Here is a 24517-nt window from a genome sequence, read left to right on the forward strand (position 1 = left end):
TGGATGGGAGTGTCGGCAATGGCTAAACCCAAAGCACCTGAAAAAAACGCAGACCCAGTTGTAGCAGCTTCTTCGCGCGCGCCTGAACCTAAGGGCGCCGCTCCGATGCGCCTGCCCGCGACAGCCAATCAACTGCTGCAGCCTAAGGTAAGCGAGGCCACGGCCAACAACACGTTGCCGCCCATGAAGGTGACGGCAGGCACGGATCTCACGATCACTGCTGCCATTGCGTCCGGTGTTGAAATCAAGGTGTATTGGGCAATCCGAGGCAGGGAGGCCAAACCGGTATTTACCGCACTTGCTCAAGGAACCGGTAGCGCCGGCGTTCAGGTGCCGATCCCGGCTTGGGTGATCGGCTTCTGCATCGGCCACACGTTGACTATCTGGTATGAAACAGCGGATGACAGTTCCGTGCGGTTGGACCTGTTCGTTGAGGTGATCGACCCCAGTGAGATGCCCGCTCCCACCTTTCTGGACCTGACGTTCGCTGACGGCTCCCGGTGGCTGGACATGAAAACATTCCCAGGCAATGCCCGTGTCGAACTGTGTGCATGGCCCTTTGTTGCCGCCGGACAGCGACTGTGGGTCGAGGCTGTCGGCAATGAACATCTGTCGCCGTACCGCTTTAACTGGATTCTCGAAGATCATGTGGTCACTGCACAGCAAGCCCATAGCGGCTTTTGTTTCCTGTTGGATATCGTGCGTGCGTGGCTGGCGGCAAACGAAGACTGGTCGTCTGTGACAATACACAGCGCCGTCACCTACGACGGTGTGCCGGGAACTGCACCTGAAGACCCGAGCATTTCCCATATACCCGCGAACGCCCATCCGCTTCGGCGTGCTACGGCCAACCTGCGGCTGGGTGAGCCTGAGCTCATTTTACGCGCGCCTACTGTCCGAGAAGCGACCTACGTGGACGGACAGGGTTATTTGATCAACCCGGCCAATGCGGTTGATGGGCTGCACGTGGTCGTAGAGTACGACGGCATGCGACCTGGCGATGTGGTCTGCCTGACGTTTGAAGGTACACCAGGTGCGGGTTCACCCACGGTACCGTGTGTTGAGGTACAGCAGGGGCAGACCAGCCTCGAGTTTCACCTGCCGCCCTCGGCGGCCAGCCACAATTTTGGCGAACGGGTGACGGCGTCTTACACGGTCCAGCGCGGAAAAACGTGGCCTTCACCACCGTTCCAGGCACAGGTGCTGAACCCCGTGGACTTGACGGACGTCACTGTCGAGGAAGCCACCGATGGCAAGTTATGCCTGAACAATTTCCTCGATAACGCCACTGCCATAGTGCCTAAGTGGGACTATATCGCGCTGGGACAACTGTGCTGGATGTGGATAGTCGGAAAGCTTGAGGACGGTAGCCCGTTCCTCTGGAGCGTATTGGACGCAGAACCGGTTTGCCCCGAGTGGTTGGCGGGCGGAGTCAGTACTGCGCTGGACCGGCAGTCGCTGGAAAAACTCGCAGACTGCCTGGTGTTCGATATTCATTTCGCGGTGAACTTTCGTGGCAAGCCGAACCAGGCAGATGCCATAGCGTTTCGCTCATCGTCATTGCAGCTGGTCCAGGCAGACCTGCAGCTTGAAGCGCCTTCGGTGCGCGAGGCCGTGGGCAGGGAATTGACCGTATGGAACGGCCGAGATGGTGTGACGGTGCGCGTGCAGTACCCACGGATGAGTCCTCATCACACGCTCACGGTTTGCTGGAAACAGGCAGGTGTTTGTCTGCCATTGCCTTCCCAGCCTGGCAACCTCGAACCGGGCTATGTTGACTTTCCGATTCCTCGTGAGGCGGTCATTCATGGCATCGGCAAGACGGTGTCGATCAGCTTCAGTGTTGTCAGTCGGTGTAAACAGCAGACATCGCCAGCGCTTGAGTTGGACATCAGTGTGCCGGTACCGATGCGGCTGCCCACACCGGTAGTTCCGCAAGCCACGCCACCTGCGGTCCAAGACGGCATTCTAGACATGGCGGCCTTCTCTGGCGATGCCGATATCATCGTGTACAGCCAAGAGCATGAGAGAGCCTGGTGGTTTGCCCTGGCAGGGCAGTCCGTATGGCTTAAATGTACCGGCACTAAAAAGGATGGCACCCCCCACACGTTCTACGCGGTGCAAGGCCGGCTCCTCACTGCACAGGAGGCCAGTAATGGGCTTAAGGCGCTGATGAGCCGAGCCGAGCTGGATTTGTTAAAACATGACACGGGTATCAGCTTTACGTGTTTGGTGGCACCCGATGGTAATGAACTAGAGAGCAACGCGATTGTTTTCCCGACGCTGCGCGTGATTATCAGAAAACCACTTGAATGTAAGACAGAAGATTTCGAATCACTGCCATTGGGGCGTTTTGGCGAGGGCAACAGTGTGCAGACACCGTTGATGAAAATAACCTTTGAGGCCGGATCGGGTGTGGCAGGCATTGTCACGTATGGCAATGACCAGTTCTATTCGGGCAAACACTTTGTCATGTGTGAAAACGAGGGCGAACAAAACCCGCCACAATTACATCGTATTGATTTCCCTCACGCCCTGGAGTCCATCAGATTCGCGTGGTCGTGGAAACAGGCTCCCGCGACGGTCACTTTTTATAATCAGGCAGGCGGTGTGATTACCAAGCTTGATTACGATGACGATTGGCGAGGGGGGTTCTGGGTTAAGCATGTAACGGAACCGGGGACGGCTATTGCATGGATGACGATTCTGGTGAGGGACTACTCGTTTATTGACAACTTCGAAATGTGTTATCGAGTTTGAACCGGGGGCGCAGTGCGATGTTCGTCACGGGCGCTGGTGAGTAAAAGACTGGCGTTCCGTCAGAACTGTCAATTCTGACAGTAGGCAAAGTTCCTGTTTCAGCCGTTAGATAACCGGAGTTTCTGGTCGACCGGGCCAAGCCCGATCGATGGTTATCTACTGCTGAACAGGAGTCTTACCGTGGCTAAAAAACCGATCCCTACAACGCCGCCCTCCGCGCAATCGAAGCACATTGCATCCTCCCCTTCGAGTAAAACACTGCTTAAACCCGTAATAATTAAGCATGCTCCTGACAACAGCAGTGTGCTTTACCCCATTGATGCCATCGCCGGTACCACAGCAACGCTCACGTTGAATGCGGGCAGTACCGAGGTGCAGCTTTATTGGGAAATAAAGCCTCATCCGAATTTCCCGACACCCCCGACGTTTCTGCCGCTCACGGTGGAAAGCGGCAATACTGTCGATATTCCCTGGGAATGGGTGAGTACCAGTATCGGCCATACCGTGCTGATCAGGTATACGGCTGTGGTGGATGGCGAACTTCAGTCTTCACAGGTACGGGACTTGGAAATCCAGCAGGTTCGCGAAGCAGACCTGATTGTCTCCCGGCCGGAGTTTGTACACGCTGAGTATGAGTGGAGCACGTGGTGGCTGTGGATGAGTGATTTCGAGGGCGATGAGACGATCACGATCGACGCCTGGCCGATGATCCAGCCTGGGCAGCGCTTGTTTGTTACCGTGGCCGGCGATCAGCATCAGGCGCCTTACCCCTTTATCTGGGTAGTCTATGACCATGTGGTGACGGAGGCCGAAGCGCATGCCGAGCATGTGTTTGAACTCGAACTGTCGCGCCGCTGGATGTCACAGCGCCAGGACTACTCGGCCCTGACGATCCACTTTGGGGTGATCTGGGACGGCACGGAGCCCGTGCCGCCGGATCCGGGAGATCCGCATCTGGAAAACCCATTGCCCACCAACGCCCAGGATTTCCACCTGCGCACTACCACGTTGTTGCGCGTTGACCCTGGGTTGGATTTACCGCCGCCGCATTTGCGTGAATCAACGGAGTGCACGCCAGGTCACTGGGTGCTCAACCCGGTCAACAGTGCTTCCGGTGGGCATGCGGACGTTACCTACGACTGGATAGCACCGGGAGACCACGTTTGCGCCTACGCATCCGGCCCGGGGCTGGAGACACAGCCGCTCGGCTGCAAGGACGTGAAAAAGGGCGAAACCTCACTGGCATTTGAGGTCGTGCCGTGGATTATCGCTGCGCTGTTCAACCAGACGTTAACGTTGACCTATACCGTGAGTTCCAACGGGAGCGATCCGCAGCATTCCCCCGAACGTGTCATCAAGGTCCTTGAGCCTTTGCTGACCGTGCCGGATATCGCAGAGGCAACGGGCGATACCTTGGACCTCAATAACTTCCGCGGTAACGCCACTGGCGTGGTGCCTTACTGTGACTACTTGGAGGCGGCAGAGTGCTGCTGGATGTGGGTCAGCGGCACGCTTGAGGGCGGCGCTGCTTATCGGTTTGATGTGCTGGAGGATGAGCCACTTAAGCCCGAGTGGTTCCCGGATGGCGTTGAGACACCCATCTCCAGAGCGCAACTGCAGAAGCTGGCGGACTGCCGTGAGTTTACCCTGCATTTCGCGGCGAGCTTTAACAGGCGGTGCGAGCGTGCGACGGCCATCGAATTCCCGTCGAGGACCTTCACGATCGTGCAGGAAGACCTGGTCCTGGTCGCACCGACCGTACGCGAAGCCGTGGGTAACCAACTGACGATTTACAACGGCAGAGAGGGCGTGACGGTGCGCGTGAAATATCCGAGCATCAGTGATCACCAGCAAATCAGCGTGTGCTGGAAACGGACAGACGGGACCTGCCTGCCCCTGGCCTCCCAGCCAGGTAATCATGCGCTGGGCCATGTGGACTTCAGCATCCCGCGTGAGGCGGTGATTGAGGCTGCCGGTGAAACGGTCACGATCAACTACACGGTAACGAGTGCGTGCAAACTTGCGACCTCCGAGGGTCTGGCGTTGCACATCAGCCTGCCGGTGCGTTTGCCCACGCCTGGGGTGCCACAGGCAACGCCGCCAGCGACCCAGGGCGGTATTTTGGACCTGCGTACCTTTGCAGGCGATGCCAGCATCACCGTGCAAAAATGGTGGTTCATCCTGTTAGGGCAGGTGGGTTGGCTTGAGTGCCGGGGCACCCAGGAAGATGGCTCTTCCTACACCATTCATGTGATGGTCAACCAGCCGATCAACGCGAATGATCTGGCCAATGGGTTATCACGCGTGCTCAAACGCGATGAGTTGAACAAACTGCGCAACAGGACGCCGTTGGACGTCGTATTCAAGTGCACCACAAAGGTCGGCGGCCATGCCGGGAACGCGGTCGAGTTTCCACTCTTGCACTTGGCGTTTCGTAAGGCGTTCAGGGATGTGACGGACTTCAATCCCCAAGGTCCTGAGGGTGGTTTGAATGGCTGGAAGAGAGGAGCGGGCGCCACAGACGAAAGAGACATGCAGGTTAGGTCAGGTACGATGCCAGACGGTCAGCCCGGCTATCACATGTTTGACTGGGGATACACCAACACGTCAAATCCCGTCACCCAGAGGGAGAAGCTGTACAAGGTATACACCGAGCTGGAGTCGGGACGTACCTACAGGTTCAGCGCCTGGGTCCGTGACAATAGCAACGTCGGTTTGAAACCGCGTCTGGTGCTGGTTGCAGCAGGACGTGAAGTCGTCCCGGTCACAGAGCCCGGCGTGGCCTGGCAGTTGCTCCAGGGCGTCTTCACGGCCACATCGACGCCGATGCGGCTCAGTGTTGATAACCTTCGGATGGGCATCGCGCCGGGTAACGACTTTGACGTGACGTGGATTGTCGTAGAAGAGATCGTTTAGGCCTGGCTGAAGGGGTCAAGGATAGGCCTCCAGTGGTTGGAGGCCTTTTTCTTGATGATCTATTTGGCGCCCAGGATCTTCACCAACTTATCCGGCGAAGGCGCCCCCTGCTGTTGCTGCAAGCCACCCTTGTCATCCAGATAGAAAATCGCCGGCGTCGCCGACAATTCCAGTTCATCCATCAACTTCATATTGGCATCGAGCTTGGCCTCGATATCCGCCGGGATCTTGGCCAACGCCTGCAACTTGCTGCCCTTGCCGGCGGCTTCGTGTTCTTCCAAGGCTTTCTGCGGGTCTTTGGCCGCGAACAGCGCGGCGGATTTGCCTGGGCTGTCTTCGCGGATGATGCCGACCATGATGTGGCGCAATTGCACCTTGCCGGCTTTCACCCAAGGACGGGCTTGTTCCCAGAACATATTGCAGTAAGGGCAGTTGGGGTCGCTGAACAAGTAGACGATGCGTGGGGCTTTAACGTCGCCGTCCTGGATCCAGCTGCTTTTTTCCATCTTGGCCCAGACTTCCTTGGCCATCGGTGCGTACACCAGTTTTTCCAGCGGTGCGCTGCTGAGGTCATTGCCCTGGGCGTCGTACAGGTTGCCGGCGATCACGCTTTTGCCGTCGGCGGTCAGGTACAGGGCCATGCCCCGGTTCTGGTATTGGGCGGCGTAGCCGGTGAGGCCGCTGGGGGCGTCGAATGTGCCGAGGATCCTGGCGCCTTTGGCCTCGATCTGTTTGATCGGTGCCGGCCAGTCGTCGGCCTGGGCCAGGGTGGCGGCAAGCGTCAGCGGCAGCAGGGTCAGCAGGTGGCGGAGGCGGGGCATGTCGGTTTCCTTGTGGCGGCAGGAGCGGTGTCGAAGGGTTCCATGGCACGGGCCAGGCTGGCCTGGGACAGTTCGCCCAGGTGGCTGTTGATCAGGCGTCCGTCGGCGCGGTAGAACAAGGTGGTGGGCAGGGCCATTGAGCCCACGGCCTGGCCGAGGCGGCCGCTGGCGTCGAACAGCACGTTGTCGAGGGTCAGGCCTTGGGTGGCGAGGAAGGTGCTGACGCTTTGCATGCTTTCGGCCTGGTTGACGAACAGGAAGGTCACGTCGGGTCGTTGATGCTGGGCGCGTTCGAGTACCGGCATTTCGCGGCGGCACGGCGGGCACCAGGTGGCCCACAGGTTGATCACCAGCGGGCCACCCTTGTAGTCGGCCAGTTGCACCACGTCGCCATTGGCATTGCGCAAGGTGATGTCCGGCAGTTGCGAGCCTTTGTCATACAGGTTCAGGGACACACTGGTCATGCCCCAGAACACCAGGCCGGTGATTACGCCGGCACTCAGCGGTTTGCGCAGCGCCGGGCGCCGCCAACCGTAGGCCAGTGCGCCCAGGACCAGCGCGATCACGCCGGGCCAGGCGAGAAAACCGCCGTCGCGCAGGTCGACCATCTGCAGCCAGTCGTAGCTGTAGTCGCTCCAGTACATCAGCACAAAACTGACGCGGGCGACCAGCATGCCCAGCAGGAACAGGCTGAACAGCACCGATTCCGGGTTTTCACCGCCACGCTTGGCCACGCGCCAGCCCACCAGGGTGGCGATAATCAGCGCACTGATCAGCAGGATGTGATTCAGGGCGATGGCGAAGGTGCCGATGGTCAGGGTCAGCATCAGAGGGCGTCCCGGGTTTGCGTCCAACGTTGCAGGAAAGTGGCGGCATCCACTTCGCCGGTGATGCGGTGGGCGCGGCGTTCTTCACCGTCCGGGCCGATCCACACAAAGCTCGGTGGGCCTGGGACTTTGTAGCGGCCGAGCAGCTCACGGCTGGCGGTGTTGTCAGCGGTGACGTCCAGGCGCAGCAGGCGCACGTCCTTCAGGGCGTCGAGTACTTCAGGTTTGCCGAATACCTGTTTTTCCATGATCTTGCATGCCACGCACCAGTCGGCGTAATAGTCGACCAGCACCCACTGGCCTTGGGCCTTGGCGCTGTCGAGTTGGCGTTTTAGCACGGCCGGGTCGTTGAGGGTCATGAAGGCGTCGTGGGCGGTGGGAGCGGCGGCGGCCCGCGAGCCGCTGTAGACCTTCAGCGGTTGCCACAGGTCATCGCTGCCCCCCGCGGCGCCCACCACCAGCACGGCGCCCCACAGGCCCAGCACCAGGGAGCCGGCGCCGAACACTTTGGCGGCCAGGTCGTACTCGCGGGCCAGGGTCCAGCCGCTGTAGGCCATCACCAGCGCGAGTGCGCCCCATAAACCGATCCACAGGTTTTCGCCGACCACCGGGCGAATCATCCACACCGCGGTGCCGAGGAACAGGAAGCCGAAGATACCCTTGAGCACGTTCATCCAGGTGCCGGGTTTGGGCACGAAGCGATTGCCCACGGTCACCAGCAGCAACAGCGGAATACCCATGCCGATGCCCATGTAGAACAGAATCAAGCCCCCGTGCAGTGCATTGCCGCTTTGCGCTATATACAGCAGCACGCCCGCCAGCGGCGCGGTCATGCAGGGGCCGACCAGCAGGCCGGACAGCGCGCCGAGTACGCCCGCGCCCATCAGGCTGCCGCCGCTTTGCTGACGGCTGACGTTGTCCAGGCGGTCACGCAGGAACGCCGGCAGTTGCAGTTCGAAGAAGCCGAACATCGGCAGGGCCAGGATCACAAACAACGCGGCGAAACTGCCGAGGATCCAGGGGGTTTGCAACAGCGCGGCGAGGTTGCTGCCGAGCAACGCGGCCAATACACCCAGCGCGGCATACACCAGCGCCATGCACACCACGTAGCTGCTGGCCAAGGCGAAGCCGCGACGCGGGCTGGCGCCACTGCCCACCACCAGGCCGGCCAGGATCGGCAGCATCGGCAACGAGCAGGGGGCAAACGCCAACAACAGGCCAAGGCCGAAGAACACCAACAAGCTCCAACCCAGGCTGCGTTGTTGCAGGCCACTGGCCAGGCTCTGGTCCTGGGCCTGGGCGGTAGCGGCGACTGCCGGGTTGCCGCCCAGGTCCACGGTGATCGACTGCGGTGGGTAGCACAGGCCCGCATCGGCGCAGCCCTGCCAGCCCAGCTTGACCTGGCCGGTGACCCCTGCCGGAATCTTCACTTCCAGGCCCTGGCGATACACTTGCTGCTCGCCGAAGAACTCATCGCTATGGGCTTCGCCCTGGGGCAGCGTCGGTTTTTCGGCGAGGCCGTCGAATTTCATGCGTTGTTGGTACAGGTAATAACCGTCGGCAATCTGCCAATACAGCTGGGTCTCGCCACTTTCAAGACGTTCGGAGGTAAAGGTGAAGGCCTTGCCCACCGGGAGGAAATCGGGTTTGGTCTCAAACGGGTTGCCCGGCGAGGCCTGGGCGAACCCCGCGAAAAAAACCAGCAGGAAGGTAAACAGATACCGCATCGTCAAGCCTTAGTTCGTTGCAAGTAGGCACACAATGTGTGGCGTTGATTAACCGATGATTAACCCAGGCTATTCTAGAGGGAGTGTGGATCGTTTAGCGGCATAATCTGCGCTTAATCCGCTGCACTTTTAATCACCCCCATCTTTCATGAAGGGTTCACCATGCACGTACTGGTCTGTGAAGACGACGAACTGATCGCCAGCGGCATTGTGGCCGGCCTCACCGCCCAGGGTTTTACCGTCGAGCGCGTGGCCACGGCGGGCGCTGCACGCGCGATGCTCAAGGCGGCCACCTTCGACATCATGGTGCTTGACCTCGGCCTGCCGGATGAAGACGGCCTCAAGCTGTTGCAGCAGCAGCGCAGCCAGGGCCTGGAAATCCCGGTGCTGATCCTGACCGCACGGGACTCGGTGACCAACCGCGTCGACGGCCTGCAGGCCGGCGCCGACGACTACCTGCTCAAGCCCTTCGACCTGCGTGAACTCGCCGCGCGCCTGCAAACCCTGTTGCGTCGGGTGGCGGGGCGCAGCGTCAACCTGATCGAGCATGGCCGCCTGGCCTACAACCCCAGCAGCCGCGAAACGTTCCTGGGCGGCCAGCCGGTGGACCTGTCGCGCCGCGAACAGGCGCTGCTGCAAGCCCTGCTGCACAACAAAGGTCGTGTGCTGTCCAGCGAGCAGCTCAAGGACAGCGTCTACGGCTTCAACGACGAATTGGAAAGCAACGCCCTCAACGTGCATATCCACCACCTGCGGCGCAAATTGGGCAATGGCATCGTCGAGACCGTGCGCGGCCTCGGGTACCGCCTGGGCCCGGCTGACGGGGGCGAGGACGCATCGTGAAAAGCCTGCGCCTGCGCCTGACGTTCAAGCTGGGCGCCGCTTTTGTGTTGATCTGGGCCCTGGCGGCGGCGTGGATGCTCAACGATCTGCGCAACCAGATGATGTTCTCCCTCGACCAGCGCCTGGTGGCGTCGGCGCGCATGGTGGCAGGCCTGACCGAGCAGATGCCGGGGCTGGCCAGTGTGAGCGGCGGTGCGCATTTCAGCGCCGAACAGCTGCACGTACCCGGCGGCATGGCCTGTCAGGTCAGCTCCTTGCGTGGCGAAGTCCTGGCGCGCAGCCATACCACTCCGGAGGAGGGGCTGGAGTCGCGCAAGAGCGGTTTCCGGGACCAGGTCATCGATGGCGTGGGCTGGCGCAGTTTTACCTTGTCCCGTGGCGATCTGTTGATCACCACCGCCGACCGCCAAGTGGAACGTGAGGCGCTGAACCTGTCGATCCTGCTGGCGGCGTCGGTGCCGGTGGGCGTGGCGATGCTCGGCTGCCTGTGCCTGCTGTGGCTGGGTATCGGCCAGAGCCTACTGCCGCTCAATCGCATGCGTGACGCCTTGATGCGCCGCAGTGCCGACTCCCTGGAGCCGCTGCAGATCCACCCGTTGCCCAGCGAACTCAAGCCGCTGCTCGACACCCAGAACCAACTGTTGCAACGCATCGCCAAGACCATCGAACGCGAACGCCGCCTGACCGGCGACGCTGCCCACGAACTGCGCAGCCCGCTGACGGCGATCAAGACCCACCTGCAAGTGGCGCGCATGACCGAAGGCGCGGCCCGCGACCAGTCCCTGGCCCATGCCGAGGAGGGCGCCGACCGCCTGCACCGGACCCTTGAGCAATTGCTGTTACTGGCACGGGTGGAAGGCAGCCTGTCCTTCGACGATGGGTTGCAATCGAGTGCCGAGGAAGTGGCGCGGTTGGCCATCCAGGATGCGAACGCCGGCGACAATTCGCGCATTGACCTGATCCTGCCGGATAACCTCTCCGGCGCCCCCGTGGAAATGCCGGTGGGCCTGGCGGTCGCCGCCTTGCGCAACCTGTTGGACAACGCTTTGCGCCATACACCGGCGGACACCCGGGTGGAGCTCAGTGTGTTCACCTCTGCCGATAACGTGGTGTTTCGCGTGCGTGACCACGGCAAGCAGATCTCCACCGAGGACCTGCAATACCTGACCCAACGCTTCTGGCGCAATGGCAACAGCGAAGGCTGCGGCCTGGGCCTGGCGATCGTGCAAGCGATTGTGCAGCGCTGTTCCTGCTCCTTGAAGTTCGACAGCCAGCCCGACGGCCTGCGCGTCGATTTGGGCATGCCGCTGCGGCGCTGATCACTTTTCTCTCACGTGCCAAATAGTTACCGCCCTCCTGGGGTTCAAATCTTCAGGATGGCGGTAATTTTTTTGCGCTTGAACGGGCTGAACGACTCGGCCTGTATTGAAAAGGACGGTTCTTATGTTGGTCATCGATACCAGTTTCCCAGCCAAAGGCTTTAACGAACGTAACGGCGAGCCGGTGCGGCAGGTGATCCTGCATTACACCGCCGCACCTTTTGGCTCCTCCCTGCGCACCCTGACTCAGGATGGGGTCAGTGCGCACTACTTGCTGCCCGACCCTGATGAGCCCAGTTACCGGGCTGCTGGCTATGAAGAGTTGCGTGTCTTTCGCCTGGTGGAGGAAGGCAAGCGCGCCTGGCATGCCGGCGTGAGCCATTGGGCGGGCCGCGATAACCTCAATAGCCGCTCGATTGGCATCGAGATCGTCAACCTGGCGCGGGATGATGGCGGGGTGTTTACGTTTCCGGCCTACGGGGAGGAACAAATCGAGGTGTTGATTGCGCTGGTTTGCGACGTTCTTGGGCGTTACCCGCAGATCGGCCCCACCGACATCCTCGGGCACTCGGACGTGGCGTACGGGCGCAAGAGCGATCCGGGGCCTCGGCTGCCGTGGCGGTGTTTGCATGAGGCGGGGGTAGGGGCCTGGTTTGATGAGGCGACGCGGGCCATGTATCAGCGGCGGTTTTGCCTTGGGTTACCGCCTGAGGTCGAGGTGGAGCGGGCGTTTCAGCGTTATGGGTATGCGCCGGCAAAGAATCGGCAGGCATTCGAGCAGAGGACGCGGGCGTTTCAGATGCACTTTCGGCCGCGGGATTATTGTGGGTTCCTGGATGCGGAGACTTGCGCGATTTTGTATGCGCTGAATGAAAAATACCTTGGGTTATGAAGCTTGGCGCGGTTCAAATGTGTGGGCTTGCTCGCGAAGGCGGCGTGCCAGTCACCCCACATATTGACTGAACCACCGCCTTCGCGAGCAAGCCCATTCCCACACTTGGCTCCTCATCCATCAGTTAAAGATCGGTGGTGACTAAATCCCTCCCCTGCTGGTGCGTTTCCAGAACAGGAAATCCGTGCGCATGCCCCCTTGGGCCAGACGCCAGCGGATCGGCAGTTTGGTCACCATCATCAGCGTATTGAGGGATCGAGAAATGTCAGTCGCTACCAGCCGTATCGAAGACGCCCAGGTGCATGAAACGCTCTACCAGTTCGACGAAAACCCGCTGCTCGCCCGTCAGCGCCAGCAGGAGTCCAACGCCCGCAGCTACCCTCGGCGCATTCCCTTGGCGCTTAAGCGCGCCAAGGGTATTTACGTGGAAGACGTGGAGGGCCGCAGTTTCATCGACTGCCTGGCCGGCGCCGGCACCCTCGCGTTGGGGCATAACCACCCGGTGGTGATCGAGGCGATCCAGCAAGTGCTGGCCGATGAGCTGCCTTTGCACACGCTGGACCTGACTACGCCGGTCAAGGATCAGTTCGTGCAGGACTTGTTCGGCCTGTTGCCGCCAGCGTTGGCGCGCGAAGCGAAAATCCAGTTCTGTGGCCCCACCGGCACCGATGCGGTGGAAGCCGCGTTGAAGCTGGTGCGCACCGCCACCGGGCGTAGCACAGTGTTGTCCTTCCAGGGCGGTTACCACGGCATGAGCCAGGGCGCCTTGAGCCTGATGGGCAGCCTGGGGCCGAAGAAACCCTTGGGCGCGTTGCTCAGCAATGGCGTGCAATTCTTGCCGTACCCCTACGACTACCGTTGCCCGTTCGGCTTGGGCGGCGCGGAAGGGGTGCGCGTCAACCTGCACTACCTGGAAAACCTGCTGAATGACCCAGAGGCTGGCGTTTTGCTGCCGGCGGCGGTGATTGTCGAAGTGGTGCAGGGCGAGGGCGGTGTGATTCCGGCTGACCTGGACTGGCTGCGCGGTCTGCGCCGCATCACCGAACAGGCAGGTGTGGCGTTGATCGTCGATGAGATCCAGAGCGGTTTCGGTCGCACCGGCAAGATGTTTGCCTTCGAACACGCCGGCATCATCCCGGATGTGGTGGTGATGTCCAAGGCCATCGGCGGCAGCCTGCCGTTGGCGGTGGTGGTGTACCGCGACTGGCTCGACACTTGGCTGCCGGGCGCACACGCCGGGACTTTCCGTGGCAACCAGATGGCGATGGCGGCGGGTTCGGCGGTGATGCGCTACCTCAAGGACCACGACCTGGCCGGCCACGCGGCGGCCATGGGCGAGCGCCTGGGTGAACACCTGCGCATCCTGCAGCGCGACTTCCCGCACCTGGGGGATATCCGCGGCCGTGGGCTGATGCTTGGCGTGGAACTGGTTGACCCCAATGGCCCGCCAGACATCCAGGGGCACCCGCCCGTGCATCGCCAATTGGCGCCGCTGGTGCAGCGCGAATGCCTCAAGCGCGGGCTGATCCTGGAACTGGGCGGCCGTCATGGCAGCGTCGTGCGTTTCCTGCCACCGTTGGTGATCACCGCCACCGAAGTGGACCGCGTGGCGGATATCTTCGGACGTGCGTTGGCGGCGGCGGTTGCCAGCCTCTAATTTTTTTGCAACTTGGTACGTTTCTACAGGTATCAGTGCTGCGCGCGTTGCGCAGCCAGCCTTTGAGCGATGGAGAACAGCAATGACCTCAGTATTTGACCGCGACGACATCCTGTTTCAGGTAGTGGTCAACCATGAAGAACAGTATTCCATCTGGCCCGACTACAAGGCTGTGCCGGAAGGCTGGCGCACCGTGGGCAAGAGCGGCATGAAGAAAGAGTGCCTGGCGTACATCGAAGAGGTCTGGACCGATATGCGTCCGTTGAGCCTGCGCCAGAAGATGGACGGCGCTGCGCTGGGTTGAAGAGGGTGCGCTTACTGTGGTGAGCGGGCTTGTCCCGCGCTGGGCTGCGCAGCAGCCCCAAAGAAGCCGGGAGCGCTTCGCACTCCAGCGCGAGCAAGCTCGCTCACTCCAATGATCCTGTTAACCGCAAGAACGCATTTCGGCGGTTACTGGGTGTAGAGGTAATCCGTTGCCAACGACGCCAGCGTCCGCACGCCCACCACCAACGCCGACTCATCCACAAAGAACCCCGGATTGTGGTTCGGTGCTGCCTTGCTCATGTCCTGATCCCTCGGCGTGACCCCCAGGAATACAAACAGCCCCGGCGCCTCCTTGGCATAAAACGAGAAGTCTTCGGCGCCGCCCACCAGTGGGCCCTGCACCACGTCATCCTTGGCCGCCCAGCGCAGGCTCGGCAGCATTTTCTCGGTCAATGCCGGGTTGTTGATGGTGGGGTCGTACTTCTCGATGATGGTGACTTCGGCCTTGGCGCCACCGCTTTCGGCGATTTTTTCCACGGTCTGCCGTACGTCCGCGTGCAGCTTCTGACGGATGCCGTAGTCATAGGAGCGAATGGTGCCGGTCATGTCCACCGACTCAGGGATGATGTTGTAGCGCGTACCACCGTTGATGGTGCCAATGCTCACCACCGAGGGGAACGAGGAGATGTCGGTGCGGCGGCTGACCACGGTCTGCAAGCCAACGATGGTCTGTGCACCCACGGTGATCGGGTCGATGCCGTCCCAAGGGCGACCGGCGTGGGTCTGTTTGCCGAGGATCTTGATACGCAAATCATCCGAGCTGGCCAGGGTCGGTCCCGGGCGGTAGGCAATCTGGCCGGCGGGCACACCGGCCCACACATGCAGGCCGAATACCGCGTCCGGCTTGGGCGCTTTCATCACGCCTTCCTGCACCATCATTTTGGCGCCCCAGGTATTTTTGCCGTCGGGAATGAAATCACTCGGGCCTTCCTCGGCCGGTTGGAAGTAGAACACCACGGTGCCGGGCAGGCGCTCGCGCATGCCGGTCAGGATCTTCGCCGTGCTCAGCAGGATGGCGACATGGGCGTCGTGCCCGCAGGCGTGCATCACGTCGACTTCCTTGCCCAGGTAGGTGCCCTTGGCGTTGGAGGCGAAGGGCAGGTCGGCGACTTCCTTCACCGGTAGCGCATCCATGTCGGCACGCAGGGCGACGGTCGGGCCGGGCAGGGCGCCTTTCAGCACGGCGACCACACCGGTGCGGGCTACGCCGGTCTTGACCTCAAGGCCGAGGTCGCGCAGTTGTTTGGCGACCAACTCGGCCGTACGGGTTTCAGTGTTGCCCAGTTCAGGGTGGGCGTGAAGGTCGCGTCGGGTTTCCAGCAACGCCGGTTCAAGCGCTTTTGCCTGGGCGGCGATTTCCTCCCGGGCACTGTCCTGGCCGCTGCTGGCGGCAATCACGGCACTGCTGGCAACGGCGCACAGCGCGCCGAAAACCCACGTGTGTGTCAGACCGGTTAAACGCATAAGGACCTCTCCTGAGTTTATTGTTGTTGATCTTTCTCCTGCACCGTGCCGGCGGTCACCACCTGCACACTCAAGCGCGGCGTGGCCAGGTCCAGCCCGGCTTCGTCCAGATGACGCTTGAGCGACAGGTTGAACGCCCGCGACACTTCCCATTGCTTGATCGGCGCGGTCTTGAACCGTGCGCGCAGGATCGCGCTGCCCGACTCGAAACTTTCGACCCCCTGTATCTCCAGCGGCGACCAGATATTGCGGCGTTGCAGCGGGTCGTTGCGCATTTTCTGACCGACATCGCGCATCAGCTTGATGGCATCGTCAATTTCCATGTTGTAGGGGATCGCCACCCGGAAGATCGCGTAGCCGAACTCCCGCGAGTAGTTCTTGATGCTCTTGATTTCGCTGAACGGGATGGTGTGCACGATGCCGTCGATGTCGCGCAGGCGCACGGTGCGGATGGTCAAGCCTTCTACCGTCCCCAGATGGCCGCCCACATCCACGTAGTCATCGATGGCCAGGGAGTCTTCGATGATGATGAACAGGCCGGTGATCAAGTCCGCCACCAGCGACTGCGCGCCGAAACCAATGGCCAGGCCGATCACACCGGCACCCGCCAACAGTGGCGTGACGTTCATACCCATGTTCGCCAGGGCGACAATCGCGGCGATGATAAAGATGGTCACGAACAGCACGTTGCGGATCAACGGCATCATGGTCTGCGCTCGTGCGTTGGCCAGGCCTTTGCGCGAGCGGGTGAGGGCGTGGTGGATCGCCGTGTCGCTGAGGATCCAGATCAGCCAGGCGAACAGCAAGGTGCCGCCCAGGCCGAACAGCTTGACGCTGATTTCGTGGCCATCGCCTTCGGTAAAGCGAATCAGCGACAGGCCCCACACCCGCAGGCCCAACTCGATAAACACCAGCCACACCACCAGGTGGGCCAGGGTGTAGACGAAGCTTTTCAGGCGCTCGGAGTACAGCGCGTGGCGCTTGTGACCGCGTTGCGGCTTAAGGGCGTGACGGCGGACCAGGCCGTTGATGACCATGCACAGCACCAGCAACACGGTGCACAGCAGCGACTGACGCAAGGCGGTGCTGGTATCGCCGGCAGAGACAAAGGTGGCGAACAGCGAAATGCCCACCAGCAGCAATGCGGGGATGTACCAGAAGGAGCCGATGATTTCGATGGTGTCGCTGAGGGCCCTGCGGGTCAGGCGACGGGACAGCGGCTGGTTGCGGATCAGGTGGGCGATGGGCCGGCGGAAACGCAGGATAAACACACCGGTCGACAGCGCTGCCATCACATTGGCGATCGTCGCGGCGGTGTGTGACAGGTGCTGGCCCAGAGCCAGGACGAGGCGCGGGTCGCTCAAGGCCTCACCGAAGGCGGCAAAGCTGCCGATCCACCACAGGGGGCGGAACGCCTGGTGACGCAGGATGTACAGCGCGCGATGGCGATGGGGGCCGTCGAGCACCGAAAAGGCAATCACGCAGATGGCAGAGAAGCAGGTACCGACCACCAGCGCGTAGGCCAAGACCATCGCCAGGGATTTGCCCAGGGACGAGGGCAGGGCGTAGCTCAGGTAGACCGTGATCACCAGGGCGATCAGCCATGGGCCGAGCTTGCGCAGCGCGAAGCGCACCATGTCCCAGGTACGTGGGTGTTGCGGCAATTCTTCGGGCAGGCCGAAGCGTTCGCGGACGCGGTGGCTGAGCCAGATCAGCGCGGCGGCGAGCAGGCTCCACACCGCCAGGATCAGGGCAAACCCGAAAATGATCGGCAGCCATTCGTTGGCCGGCAGCATCAGCGCACTGAGTTCTTCCTTGGCCAGGTCGACTTCGTTGGACCAACGCCCCACCGGGCTGTCTTCGCCGGAGAACTGCTGCTCAAAGCCCGACAGCGTACTGCCGATGAGCCCCAGTACGCCTTGCTCGGCGGCGGGCTGGGCTTTTTGCGTGGCGGCGCGCAGCTTTTTCAGGTCGCTCAGCAACTGAGTGCGCTGCTGGTCGTTTTCCAGGGTCTTGATCACCTCGTCCAACGACTGCCCCAGCGGCACGTCGGCCTGGGGCTGGGTTTTGCTGTTGTTACCCAATAGGCCGGGCAGGCCCACGGCTTGGGCAGGCGTGAGCGGCAGCAGGGTGAGCAGGGCAATCAGGCAATAGCAGGGCAGGGCAAACAGACGGGAAAGCACGAGGCGGTCAACCTTGAAAACGACGGGTTGAGCGAGTGTACGAGTGCAATCGTCATTCGGCCAGTTTGGCGAGGATCTTGTACACCACGGTGCCCAGGATCAGCAGCATGCCGACCCACATGCCGAACACGCCGACAGGCTTGTCACGAAAGTTGAAGCCTACAGCCAACAGGATCATGCCGATCAGAATCGGGATAAGCATGGCGTGGAAGGAGGACATGGAGATCATGGTGCGACGGCCTTGTCGGAGTGGGAATACTGACAAGTCTAGGTCGGATTGCAGAAAGTGCAGGTGATGCAGGTCAGGTATACGCAGATCTAATGTGGGAGGGGGCTTGCCCCCGATTGCAGAGGGTCAGACTACAACTATAGTCACTGATCCGCCGCCATCGGGGGCAAGCCCCCTCCCACATTTTTGACCGAGTCAGCCCACATTATCAGGGCAGGTCGTGGCTCGCGTAGAACGCGCCCAGCACTTTCACCAAATGCGCCAAGTCATGGCTGCCGCACAGCTCGCGAATGGAGTGCATGGCAAATGTCGGCAGGCCGATGTCCACGGTGCGCACGCCCAGGTGGCTGGCGGTGATCGGGCCGATGGTCGAACCGCAGCCCATGTCGCTGCGCACCACGAAGCTCTGCACCGGTACTTCCTGGGCCATGCACAGGTGGCGGAAGAACCCGGCGGTTTCGCTGTTGGTGGCGTAGCGCTGGTTGCTGTTGACCTTGATCACCGGGCCGGCGTTGAGCTTGGGGCCGTGGTTGGCGTCGTGCTTCTCGGCGTAGTTCGGGTGCACGCCGTGGGCGTTGTCCGCAGACACCAACAGGGATTTCTGAATGGTACGTACGAACTCATCACCTTCCGGCAGCAGACGGCGCAGGGTCTGTTCGAGCATCGGGCCATCGGCACCGCAGGCTGAGCAGGAGCCCACCTCTTCGTGGTCGTTGCAGACCAGCACGCAGGTTTCATCGGTCTCGCTGGTGAGTAAAGCTTGCAGGCCGGCATAGCACGACAGCAGGTTATCCAGGCGCGCGCCGGCGATGAAGTCGCCGTTCAGGCCGATGACCGCAGCGCTTTGGGTGTCGTAGAAGCTCAACTCATAGTCGAGCACCACGTCGGCGTTCAGCCCATGCTCACGCGCCAGTTGATCGGTGAGCACGGCGCGGAAGTCCACGCGCTCATCACCGGCAAACTGCGCGAGGATCGGCGGCAGCTCGGTCTGGGCATTGATCGCCCAGCCTTGGTTGGCTTCACGGTTCAGGTGAATGGCCAGGTTGGGGATGATGGCGATGGGCAATTTGAAGTCGATCAGTTGGCTCTCGACCTTGCCGTCGCGGCGGAACGTCACGCGGCCGGCCAGGGACAGGTCGCGGTCGAACCACGGTGCCAGCAGCGCGCCGCCGTAGACTTCCACGCCCAACTGCCAGAAACCCTGGCGCTGCAGCTCCGGCTGCGGCTTGACGCGCAGGCACGGGCTGTCGGTGTGGGCGCCGACCAGGCGGATACCGCCTTGCAGCGGCGAGTGGCGGCCGAGCTTGAAGGCGATGATCGAGGAGTCGTTACGGGTCACGTAATAGCGCCCGTTGGGCTCGGTGGTCCAGGTTTCGCGCTCGTCGAGACGCTGATAGCCGGCCGCTTCCAGGCGCTGGGCCAGGGCAGCAGTGGCATGAAAAGGAGTAGGGGAGGCCTTGAGGAAGTCGATCAGGCCTTGATTCAACGCTTCGCGCATAAATAGCTCCAGACAGCAATGCGCGGAGTTTACCGTTCGAGGGTGAGAAGTGCACAGAACAAATGTGGGAGGGGGAAAGCCCCCTCCCACAACCGCTTTAAAATGGCGCTGGGCACTCGAAGCGCAGGCGCTCGCCGCTTTGCGGGTGAGTGAAGCTCAGCATGCTCGCATGCAGGCACAGGCGCGGCCACGCTGCCAGGGCCTGTTCATGGGCATACAGGCCATCACCCAACAGCGGATGACCGATGGACAGCATGTGCACACGCAGCTGGTGCGAACGCCCGGTGATCGGCGTCAGCTCGACGCGGCACCAGTCACCACAGCGTTCCAGCACCTTCCAAAAGGTCAGTGCATGCTTGCCGAACTCATGGTCGACCACGTGGCGTGGCTTGGTGGGCGGGTCGTAGCGCAGGGGCAGGTCGATGCTGCCGCTGTCCAGTTCCGGCTGGCCCCAGGCCAAGGCGGTGTAGGCCTTTTCGGTTTCTCGGTCGTGAAACTGGCGGGACAGTTCGCGGTGCGTATCGGCGTCCCGCGCCAGCAGGATGATGCCCGAGGTTTCCCAGTCCAGGCGATGGACGATGCGGGCTTCGGGGTAGCCGTTCTCCTGCAGGCGGGTGATCAGGCAGTCCTTGTTGTCGTCGGCGCGGCCAGGCACCGAGAGCAGCAGGGTGGGCTTGTTCACCACCAGGACGGCAGCGTCCTGATAGAGGATATGGATGTTGGACAGCGGCATTAAACAGCCTCGTAACAAACGCCAACGGCGGCTCGCCCACCCGGTCCGCAAAAAGGGATCAGGGTGAACGAGCCGCCGTGGCGGCCGCCTGTTCGATCAACGATCAGGCAGGGTGATATTGAGTTCCAGAATCGAGCAGCTGCCGTCATTTTCCAGGGCGACATGCACGTCATCGTTGCCGATATTGACGTACTTGCGGATCACCTCGACCAGTTCCTTCTGCAAGGCTGGCAGGTAGTCCGGCGTGCTGCGTTGGCCGCGTTCGTGCGCCACGATGATCTGTAGACGCTCTTTCGCTACCGACGCGGTACTTGGCTTTTTGTTGGCGCGAAAGAAGTCGAGAAATTTCATTGTTTAGTTGCCTCCAAAGATACGCTCGAAGAATCCCTTCTTCTTAACATCGAGGAAGCGATGTTCCACGGTCTTGCCCAGCAAGCGATCAACCGCATCGCTGTACGCCTGGCCGGCGTCGCTCTGGTCGTCAAGAATGACTGGAACGCCTTGGTTGGAAGCCTTCAGGACGGCCTGGGATTCCGGGATCACACCCAGCAGGGTCACCGCGAGGATTTCCTTCACGTCTTCAACGCCCAGCATTTCGCCGTTGCTGACGCGCTCAGGGTTGTAGCGGGTGAGCAGCAGGTGCTCCTTGATCGGGTCTTCGCCTTTTTCGGCGCGCTGGGACTTGCTGGCCAGCAGGCCGAGCATGCGGTCCGAGTCACGTACCGAGGAGACTTCCGGGTTGGTCACCACGATGGCTTCATCGGCGAAGTACATCGCCAGGTGAGCACCGGTTTCGATACCGGCCGGGGAGTCGCAGACTACGTATTCGAAGGTTTCCTTCAGCTCAGCCAGGACTTTGCCTACGCCTTCTTTGGTCAGCGCGTCTTTGTCACGGGTCTGGCTGGCGGCCAATACGTACAGGTTCTCAAGGCGCTTGTCCTTGATCAGGGCCTGTTGCAGGTTGGCTTCACCGTTGACCACGTTGACGAAGTCATACACCACGCGGCGTTCGCAGCCCATGATCAGGTCGAGGTTACGCAAGCCGACGTCGAAGTCGACGATAACTGTCTTGTGGCCGCGCAGAGCGAGACCGGTACCGATAGCGGCGCTGGTGGTGGTCTTACCCACACCACCCTTGCCGGATGTAACCACGAGAATCTTGGCCAAGGTGTTTCACCCCTAAGGAAAAAGGACTTTTGAGTCCCTGAAAAACATCTCTTGAAACTCGCTGCAGGCGGACAGCCTTTGTAGGAAAAAGATGGGGCTTCCCGAGGAAAAACGCCACTTTCAATTATTCCTACGCAAGTCTTGCCGGTTTCGCTGTGCTATCAGAGTCTAGAGATGCTTGGAAAATGCGGCAGTATCCGTTAAAGACGGATGATGTTCAACACATCGCCCGACAGGTTGACCTGCACCGAAGCCCCCCACAGCGGGTCGCGACGCAAATCTTCTGAAACCTTGTACTGGCCCGCGATGGACACTAGCTCAGCGGTCAACTGCTGGCAAAAAATACGGGCCTTGGTATCACCCTTGATGCCGGCGAGGGCACGTCCGCGCATCGGGCCGTATACATGGATGTTGCCATCGGCAAGAAGTTCCGCCCCCGGGCTGACCGAGGAGATCACGACAAGGTCGCCACCCTGGGCATAAATCTGCTGCCCACCACGTACGGGCGAGGTGATGATCTTTGTCGGCTTGATCGTCGGCTCGGGTGGTTTTTCCGGTTTTTTCTTCTCTTCACCGACCAATGGTTCAAGCGGTCGCTCACGCGCGCCGGACGGTGGCAGTACTGGCAGTTCAATGGCGATGGCGGCGGCAATGTCTTCAATTCGACTGGCGCGGATGGCTAGGGTACGCAGGCCATGGGAGCGGCACACGCGCATCAGCCCAGGCAAGTCGATCACCCCTTGGCCGGCGGGCAGTTTGTCCAAGGCCAGCACCAGCGGGGCGTTGTTGAAGAAATTCGGCGCCAGGGCGACTTTGGCGGCGAGCTGGCGGTCCAGGGCGTCGAGGTCGTTGCGGGCAAGTTCCAGCACGGTGATGGCGAGCATGCTGCCTTTCAGCTGGAACACGGGATCTTGGTCTAGCGGTTCGGTTTGGCTCATGGTCGGCAAAAGCGGCTTGTCACGAAAAGTGTCGAGACTTATAACGAGAACACTCACCCGCCGCAAGCCGAGTCGAACCGTTGTAGAATGCGCGGCCCTTGTCTTTACCGGAATCTGTAATGGATCGCCCGCGTTTTCGAGCTGTATTTTTTCACCCGCGTTTTTGGCTGTTATGGCTGGGGCTCGGCCTGCTGTGGCTGGTTACCCAACTGCCTTACCGGGCCCTGTTGACCATTGGTCGCCTGCTGGGTGCCGGCATGTACCGCGTGGCCGGCGAACGTCGCCGCATCGCCGCGCGCAACCTGGAACTGTGCTTCCCGGAAAAATCCGCCAAAGAGCGTAAACGGTTGCTCAAGGAAAACTTTGCCTCCACCGGCATCGCGTTCTTTGAAATGGCCATGAGCTGGTGGTGGTCACGTCAGCGCTTGGCGCGCCTGGCCCACGTCGAAGGCCTGGAACACCTCAAGCAGGCTCAATTGGACGGCAAGGGCGTGATCCTCATGGCGCTGCACTTCACCACCCTGGAAATCGGCGCAGCGCTGCTGGGGCAGAAGCACACCATTGATGGCATGTACCGCGAGCACGGCAACCCGCTGTTCGACTTCGTCCAGCGCCGTGGCCGCGAGCGTCACAACCTCGATTCCCTGGCCGTGGAGCGTGAAGACGTGCGTGGCATGCTCAAGCTGCTGCGCGCCGGCCGCGCCATCTGGTACGCACCGGACCAGGACTACGGCGCCAAGCAAAGTATCTTCGTGCCGCTGTTCGGCATCCAGGCGGCGACGGTGACCGCCACCAGCAAGTTCGCCCGCCTGGGCAAGGCGCTGGTGGTGCCGTTCACCCAGGAGCGCCTGGCTGATGGCAGCGGCTACCGCCTGGTGATCCACCCGCCGTTGACCGATTTCCCCGGTGAAAGCGACGAAGTCGACTGCCTGCGTATCAACCAGTGGGTCGAAGCTTCGGTACGTGAATGCCCCGAGCAATACCTGTGGACTCACCGCCGCTTCAAAAGCCGGCCACCGGGTGAAGCCAAGTTGTACGAAAAACGCCGCTGATAAGATGGATTAGTACTGCACGTGTGGCGAGGGAGCAAGCTCCCGTTGGGTCGCGAAGCGGCCCCAGCGTTAGGCGCAAGAAGATTAGAACTGCTGCGCAGTCCAACGGGAGCAAGCTCCCTCGCCACAAAGACAGACCTTTCCCTACATGGAGTGACGCAATGCGCCCAGCTGAACCGGTTACTGGCTTGATTCTTTCCGGCGGCGGGGCGCGAGCGGCGTATCAGGTAGGGGTATTGGCGGCCATTGCCGAGCTGTTGCCGCCGGGGGCACCCAATCCTTTCCCGGTGATCGTCGGCACCTCGGCTGGCGCGATCAATGCTGTGACCCTGGCCAGTGGCGCCATGGACTTTACCGCGGCCATCCAACGCCTGACCGCGTTCTGGCAGGGCTTTCGCAGCCATCTGGTGCTGCGCAGCGATTGGCCGGGGGTGATTCGCCAGGCGGGCCGCTTTTTCATCCACAGCCTGCTGGGCATCGGCGCCCAAGTGCCGGTGGCGCTGCTCAACAGCTCGCCGCTGCGCGACCTGTTGCAGGAGCGCCTGAACCTCGACGGCATCGACGAGGCTATCCGCCACAAACACTTGCACGCAGTGGCGGTGACGGCCTTCGGTTATGAGTCCGGGCAAGCGGTGACCTTCTACCAGGGCGGCGGCACCATCGACGCCTGGTTGCGCCACCGCCGCATCGGCGTGCCGACCCAACTGACGGTGGAGCACCTGCTGGCCAGCTCGGCGATCCCTTTGCTGTTTGCCCCGGTGAAACTCGACCAGGAGTATTTCGGCGATGGCGCCGTGCGGCAATCGGCGCCGATCAGCCCGGCCTTGCACCTGGGGGCCAGTCGCGTGCTGGTGGTGGGGGTCAGTGGCAACCCGCGTGGCATTGAGCCGGTGACGCAACGCACCTACACCGGCCAGGAACCGACCCTGGCGCAGATCGGTGGGCACATGCTCAACAGTACGTTCATTGATAGCCTGGAAAGCGATATCGAATTGCTGGAGCGCTTGAACCAGTTCAGCCATGCCGCGCCTGGGGTGGCGGCGGTGGAGGTGCTGGTGATTGCACCCAGCCAGCCCATCGACGAAATCGCGGCACGGCATCGCCAGGAATTGCCGGCGGCGTTGCGGTTGTTTTTGCGCGGGCCGGGGGCGACCAAGACGAGTGGGG

20 protein-coding genes are annotated in these 24517 nt (G+C 61.4%); 9 read left to right on the forward strand and 11 right to left on the reverse strand.

The features are described 5' to 3' along the window. Positions 1-18 precede the first annotated feature (18 nt). On the forward strand, positions 19-2760 hold the full coding sequence (locus K7431_RS17475; protein WP_224265913.1) for a hypothetical protein: 2742 nt from the start codon (positions 19-21) through the stop codon (positions 2758-2760). Positions 2761-2940: 180 nt separating this feature from the next. After that, on the forward strand, positions 2941-5676 hold the full coding sequence (locus K7431_RS17480; RefSeq protein WP_015885146.1) for a hypothetical protein: 2736 nt from the start codon (positions 2941-2943) through the stop codon (positions 5674-5676). Between the two features lie 59 nt (positions 5677-5735). On the opposite strand, the gene dsbG is transcribed toward K7431_RS17480, so the two are convergent. Genes dsbG through dsbD form a run of 3 tightly spaced genes read right to left on the reverse strand, consistent with a single transcriptional unit; the run spans position 5736 to position 9051 of the window. Continuing rightward, a complete protein-coding gene (gene dsbG / locus K7431_RS17485) occupies positions 5736-6497 on the reverse strand; it encodes a thiol:disulfide interchange protein DsbG (protein WP_015885145.1) in 762 nt (253 codons plus the stop codon). After that, entirely contained in the window at positions 6473-7324 is an 852-nt protein-coding gene (locus K7431_RS17490; protein ID WP_015885144.1) for a TlpA disulfide reductase family protein, read from the reverse strand. The genes dsbG and K7431_RS17490 overlap by 25 nt, the downstream gene beginning before the upstream one ends. Further along, the gene (dsbD, locus tag K7431_RS17495) at positions 7324-9051 is read right to left on the reverse strand and encodes a protein-disulfide reductase DsbD (protein ID WP_015885143.1); all 1728 of its coding nucleotides are present in this window, start codon (positions 9049-9051) and stop codon (positions 7324-7326) included. The genes K7431_RS17490 and dsbD overlap by 1 nt, the downstream gene beginning before the upstream one ends. A gap of 162 nt (positions 9052-9213) precedes the next feature. Between dsbD and K7431_RS17500 the strand changes: the two genes are divergently transcribed. The 5 genes from K7431_RS17500 (at position 9214) to K7431_RS17520 (ending at position 14066) form a co-directional block, all read left to right on the forward strand. Then, positions 9214-9894, forward strand: a complete 681-nt coding sequence (locus K7431_RS17500) for a response regulator (protein WP_015885142.1) — start codon at positions 9214-9216, stop codon at positions 9892-9894. Beyond that, positions 9891-11213 (forward strand): ATP-binding protein, encoded by a 1323-nt coding sequence (locus tag K7431_RS17505; protein WP_015885141.1) that lies wholly within the window; start codon positions 9891-9893, stop codon positions 11211-11213. Before K7431_RS17500 ends, K7431_RS17505 begins: the two co-directional genes overlap by 4 nt. A 124-nt stretch (positions 11214-11337) precedes the next feature. Beyond that, positions 11338-12105, forward strand: a complete 768-nt coding sequence (locus K7431_RS17510; protein WP_015885140.1) for an N-acetylmuramoyl-L-alanine amidase — start codon at positions 11338-11340, stop codon at positions 12103-12105. A gap of 262 nt (positions 12106-12367) precedes the next feature. After that, positions 12368-13762 (forward strand): aspartate aminotransferase family protein, encoded by a 1395-nt coding sequence (locus K7431_RS17515; RefSeq protein WP_015885139.1) that lies wholly within the window; start codon positions 12368-12370, stop codon positions 13760-13762. 82 nt (positions 13763-13844) lie between these two features. Then, positions 13845-14066 carry an MbtH family protein gene (locus K7431_RS17520; RefSeq protein ID WP_015885138.1) on the forward strand — a complete coding sequence of 74 codons (222 nt, stop codon included), beginning with the start codon at positions 13845-13847 and terminating at the stop codon, positions 14064-14066. A gap of 146 nt (positions 14067-14212) precedes the next feature. Here K7431_RS17520 and K7431_RS17525 read toward each other — a convergent pair whose 3' ends face one another. The 8 genes from K7431_RS17525 to minC form a co-directional block, all read right to left on the reverse strand. After that, a complete protein-coding gene (locus K7431_RS17525; protein ID WP_015885137.1) occupies positions 14213-15550 on the reverse strand; it encodes an amidohydrolase in 1338 nt (445 codons plus the stop codon). Between the two features lie 17 nt (positions 15551-15567). Then, positions 15568-17733 carry a mechanosensitive ion channel family protein gene (locus tag K7431_RS17530; RefSeq protein WP_015885136.1) on the reverse strand — a complete coding sequence of 722 codons (2166 nt, stop codon included), beginning with the start codon at positions 17731-17733 and terminating at the stop codon, positions 15568-15570. A gap of 52 nt (positions 17734-17785) precedes the next feature. Further along, positions 17786-17962 carry a hypothetical protein gene (locus tag K7431_RS17535; RefSeq protein ID WP_015885135.1) on the reverse strand — a complete coding sequence of 59 codons (177 nt, stop codon included), beginning with the start codon at positions 17960-17962 and terminating at the stop codon, positions 17786-17788. Between the two features lie 208 nt (positions 17963-18170). After that, a complete protein-coding gene (locus tag K7431_RS17540) occupies positions 18171-19460 on the reverse strand; it encodes a M18 family aminopeptidase (RefSeq protein ID WP_015885134.1) in 1290 nt (429 codons plus the stop codon). Between the two features lie 97 nt (positions 19461-19557). Further along, positions 19558-20193 carry an RluA family pseudouridine synthase gene (locus K7431_RS17545; protein ID WP_015885133.1) on the reverse strand — a complete coding sequence of 212 codons (636 nt, stop codon included), beginning with the start codon at positions 20191-20193 and terminating at the stop codon, positions 19558-19560. Positions 20194-20289: 96 nt separating this feature from the next. Continuing rightward, positions 20290-20544, reverse strand: coding sequence for a cell division topological specificity factor MinE (gene minE / locus K7431_RS17550; protein ID WP_003175252.1), 255 nt, complete (start codon positions 20542-20544; stop codon positions 20290-20292). A 3-nt stretch (positions 20545-20547) separates the two neighbouring features. Beyond that, entirely contained in the window at positions 20548-21360 is an 813-nt protein-coding gene (gene minD / locus K7431_RS17555) for a septum site-determining protein MinD (RefSeq protein ID WP_003209098.1), read from the reverse strand. 200 nt (positions 21361-21560) lie between these two features. Beyond that, a complete protein-coding gene (gene minC, locus K7431_RS17560; RefSeq protein WP_015885132.1) occupies positions 21561-22298 on the reverse strand; it encodes a septum site-determining protein MinC in 738 nt (245 codons plus the stop codon). A gap of 119 nt (positions 22299-22417) precedes the next feature. Here minC and K7431_RS17565 point away from each other — a divergent pair, with 119 nt between their 5' ends. Beyond that, a complete protein-coding gene (locus tag K7431_RS17565; protein ID WP_015885131.1) occupies positions 22418-23350 on the forward strand; it encodes a lipid A biosynthesis lauroyl acyltransferase in 933 nt (310 codons plus the stop codon). Between the two features lie 161 nt (positions 23351-23511). Then, positions 23512-24517, forward strand: a 1006-nt coding sequence (locus K7431_RS17570; RefSeq protein ID WP_224316748.1) for a patatin-like phospholipase family protein, incomplete at its 3' end; no start/stop codon positions are given.

Source organism: Pseudomonas fluorescens group sp. (genome assembly GCF_020093335.1).
GTDB lineage: Bacteria > Pseudomonadota > Gammaproteobacteria > Pseudomonadales > Pseudomonadaceae > Aquipseudomonas > Aquipseudomonas petroselini.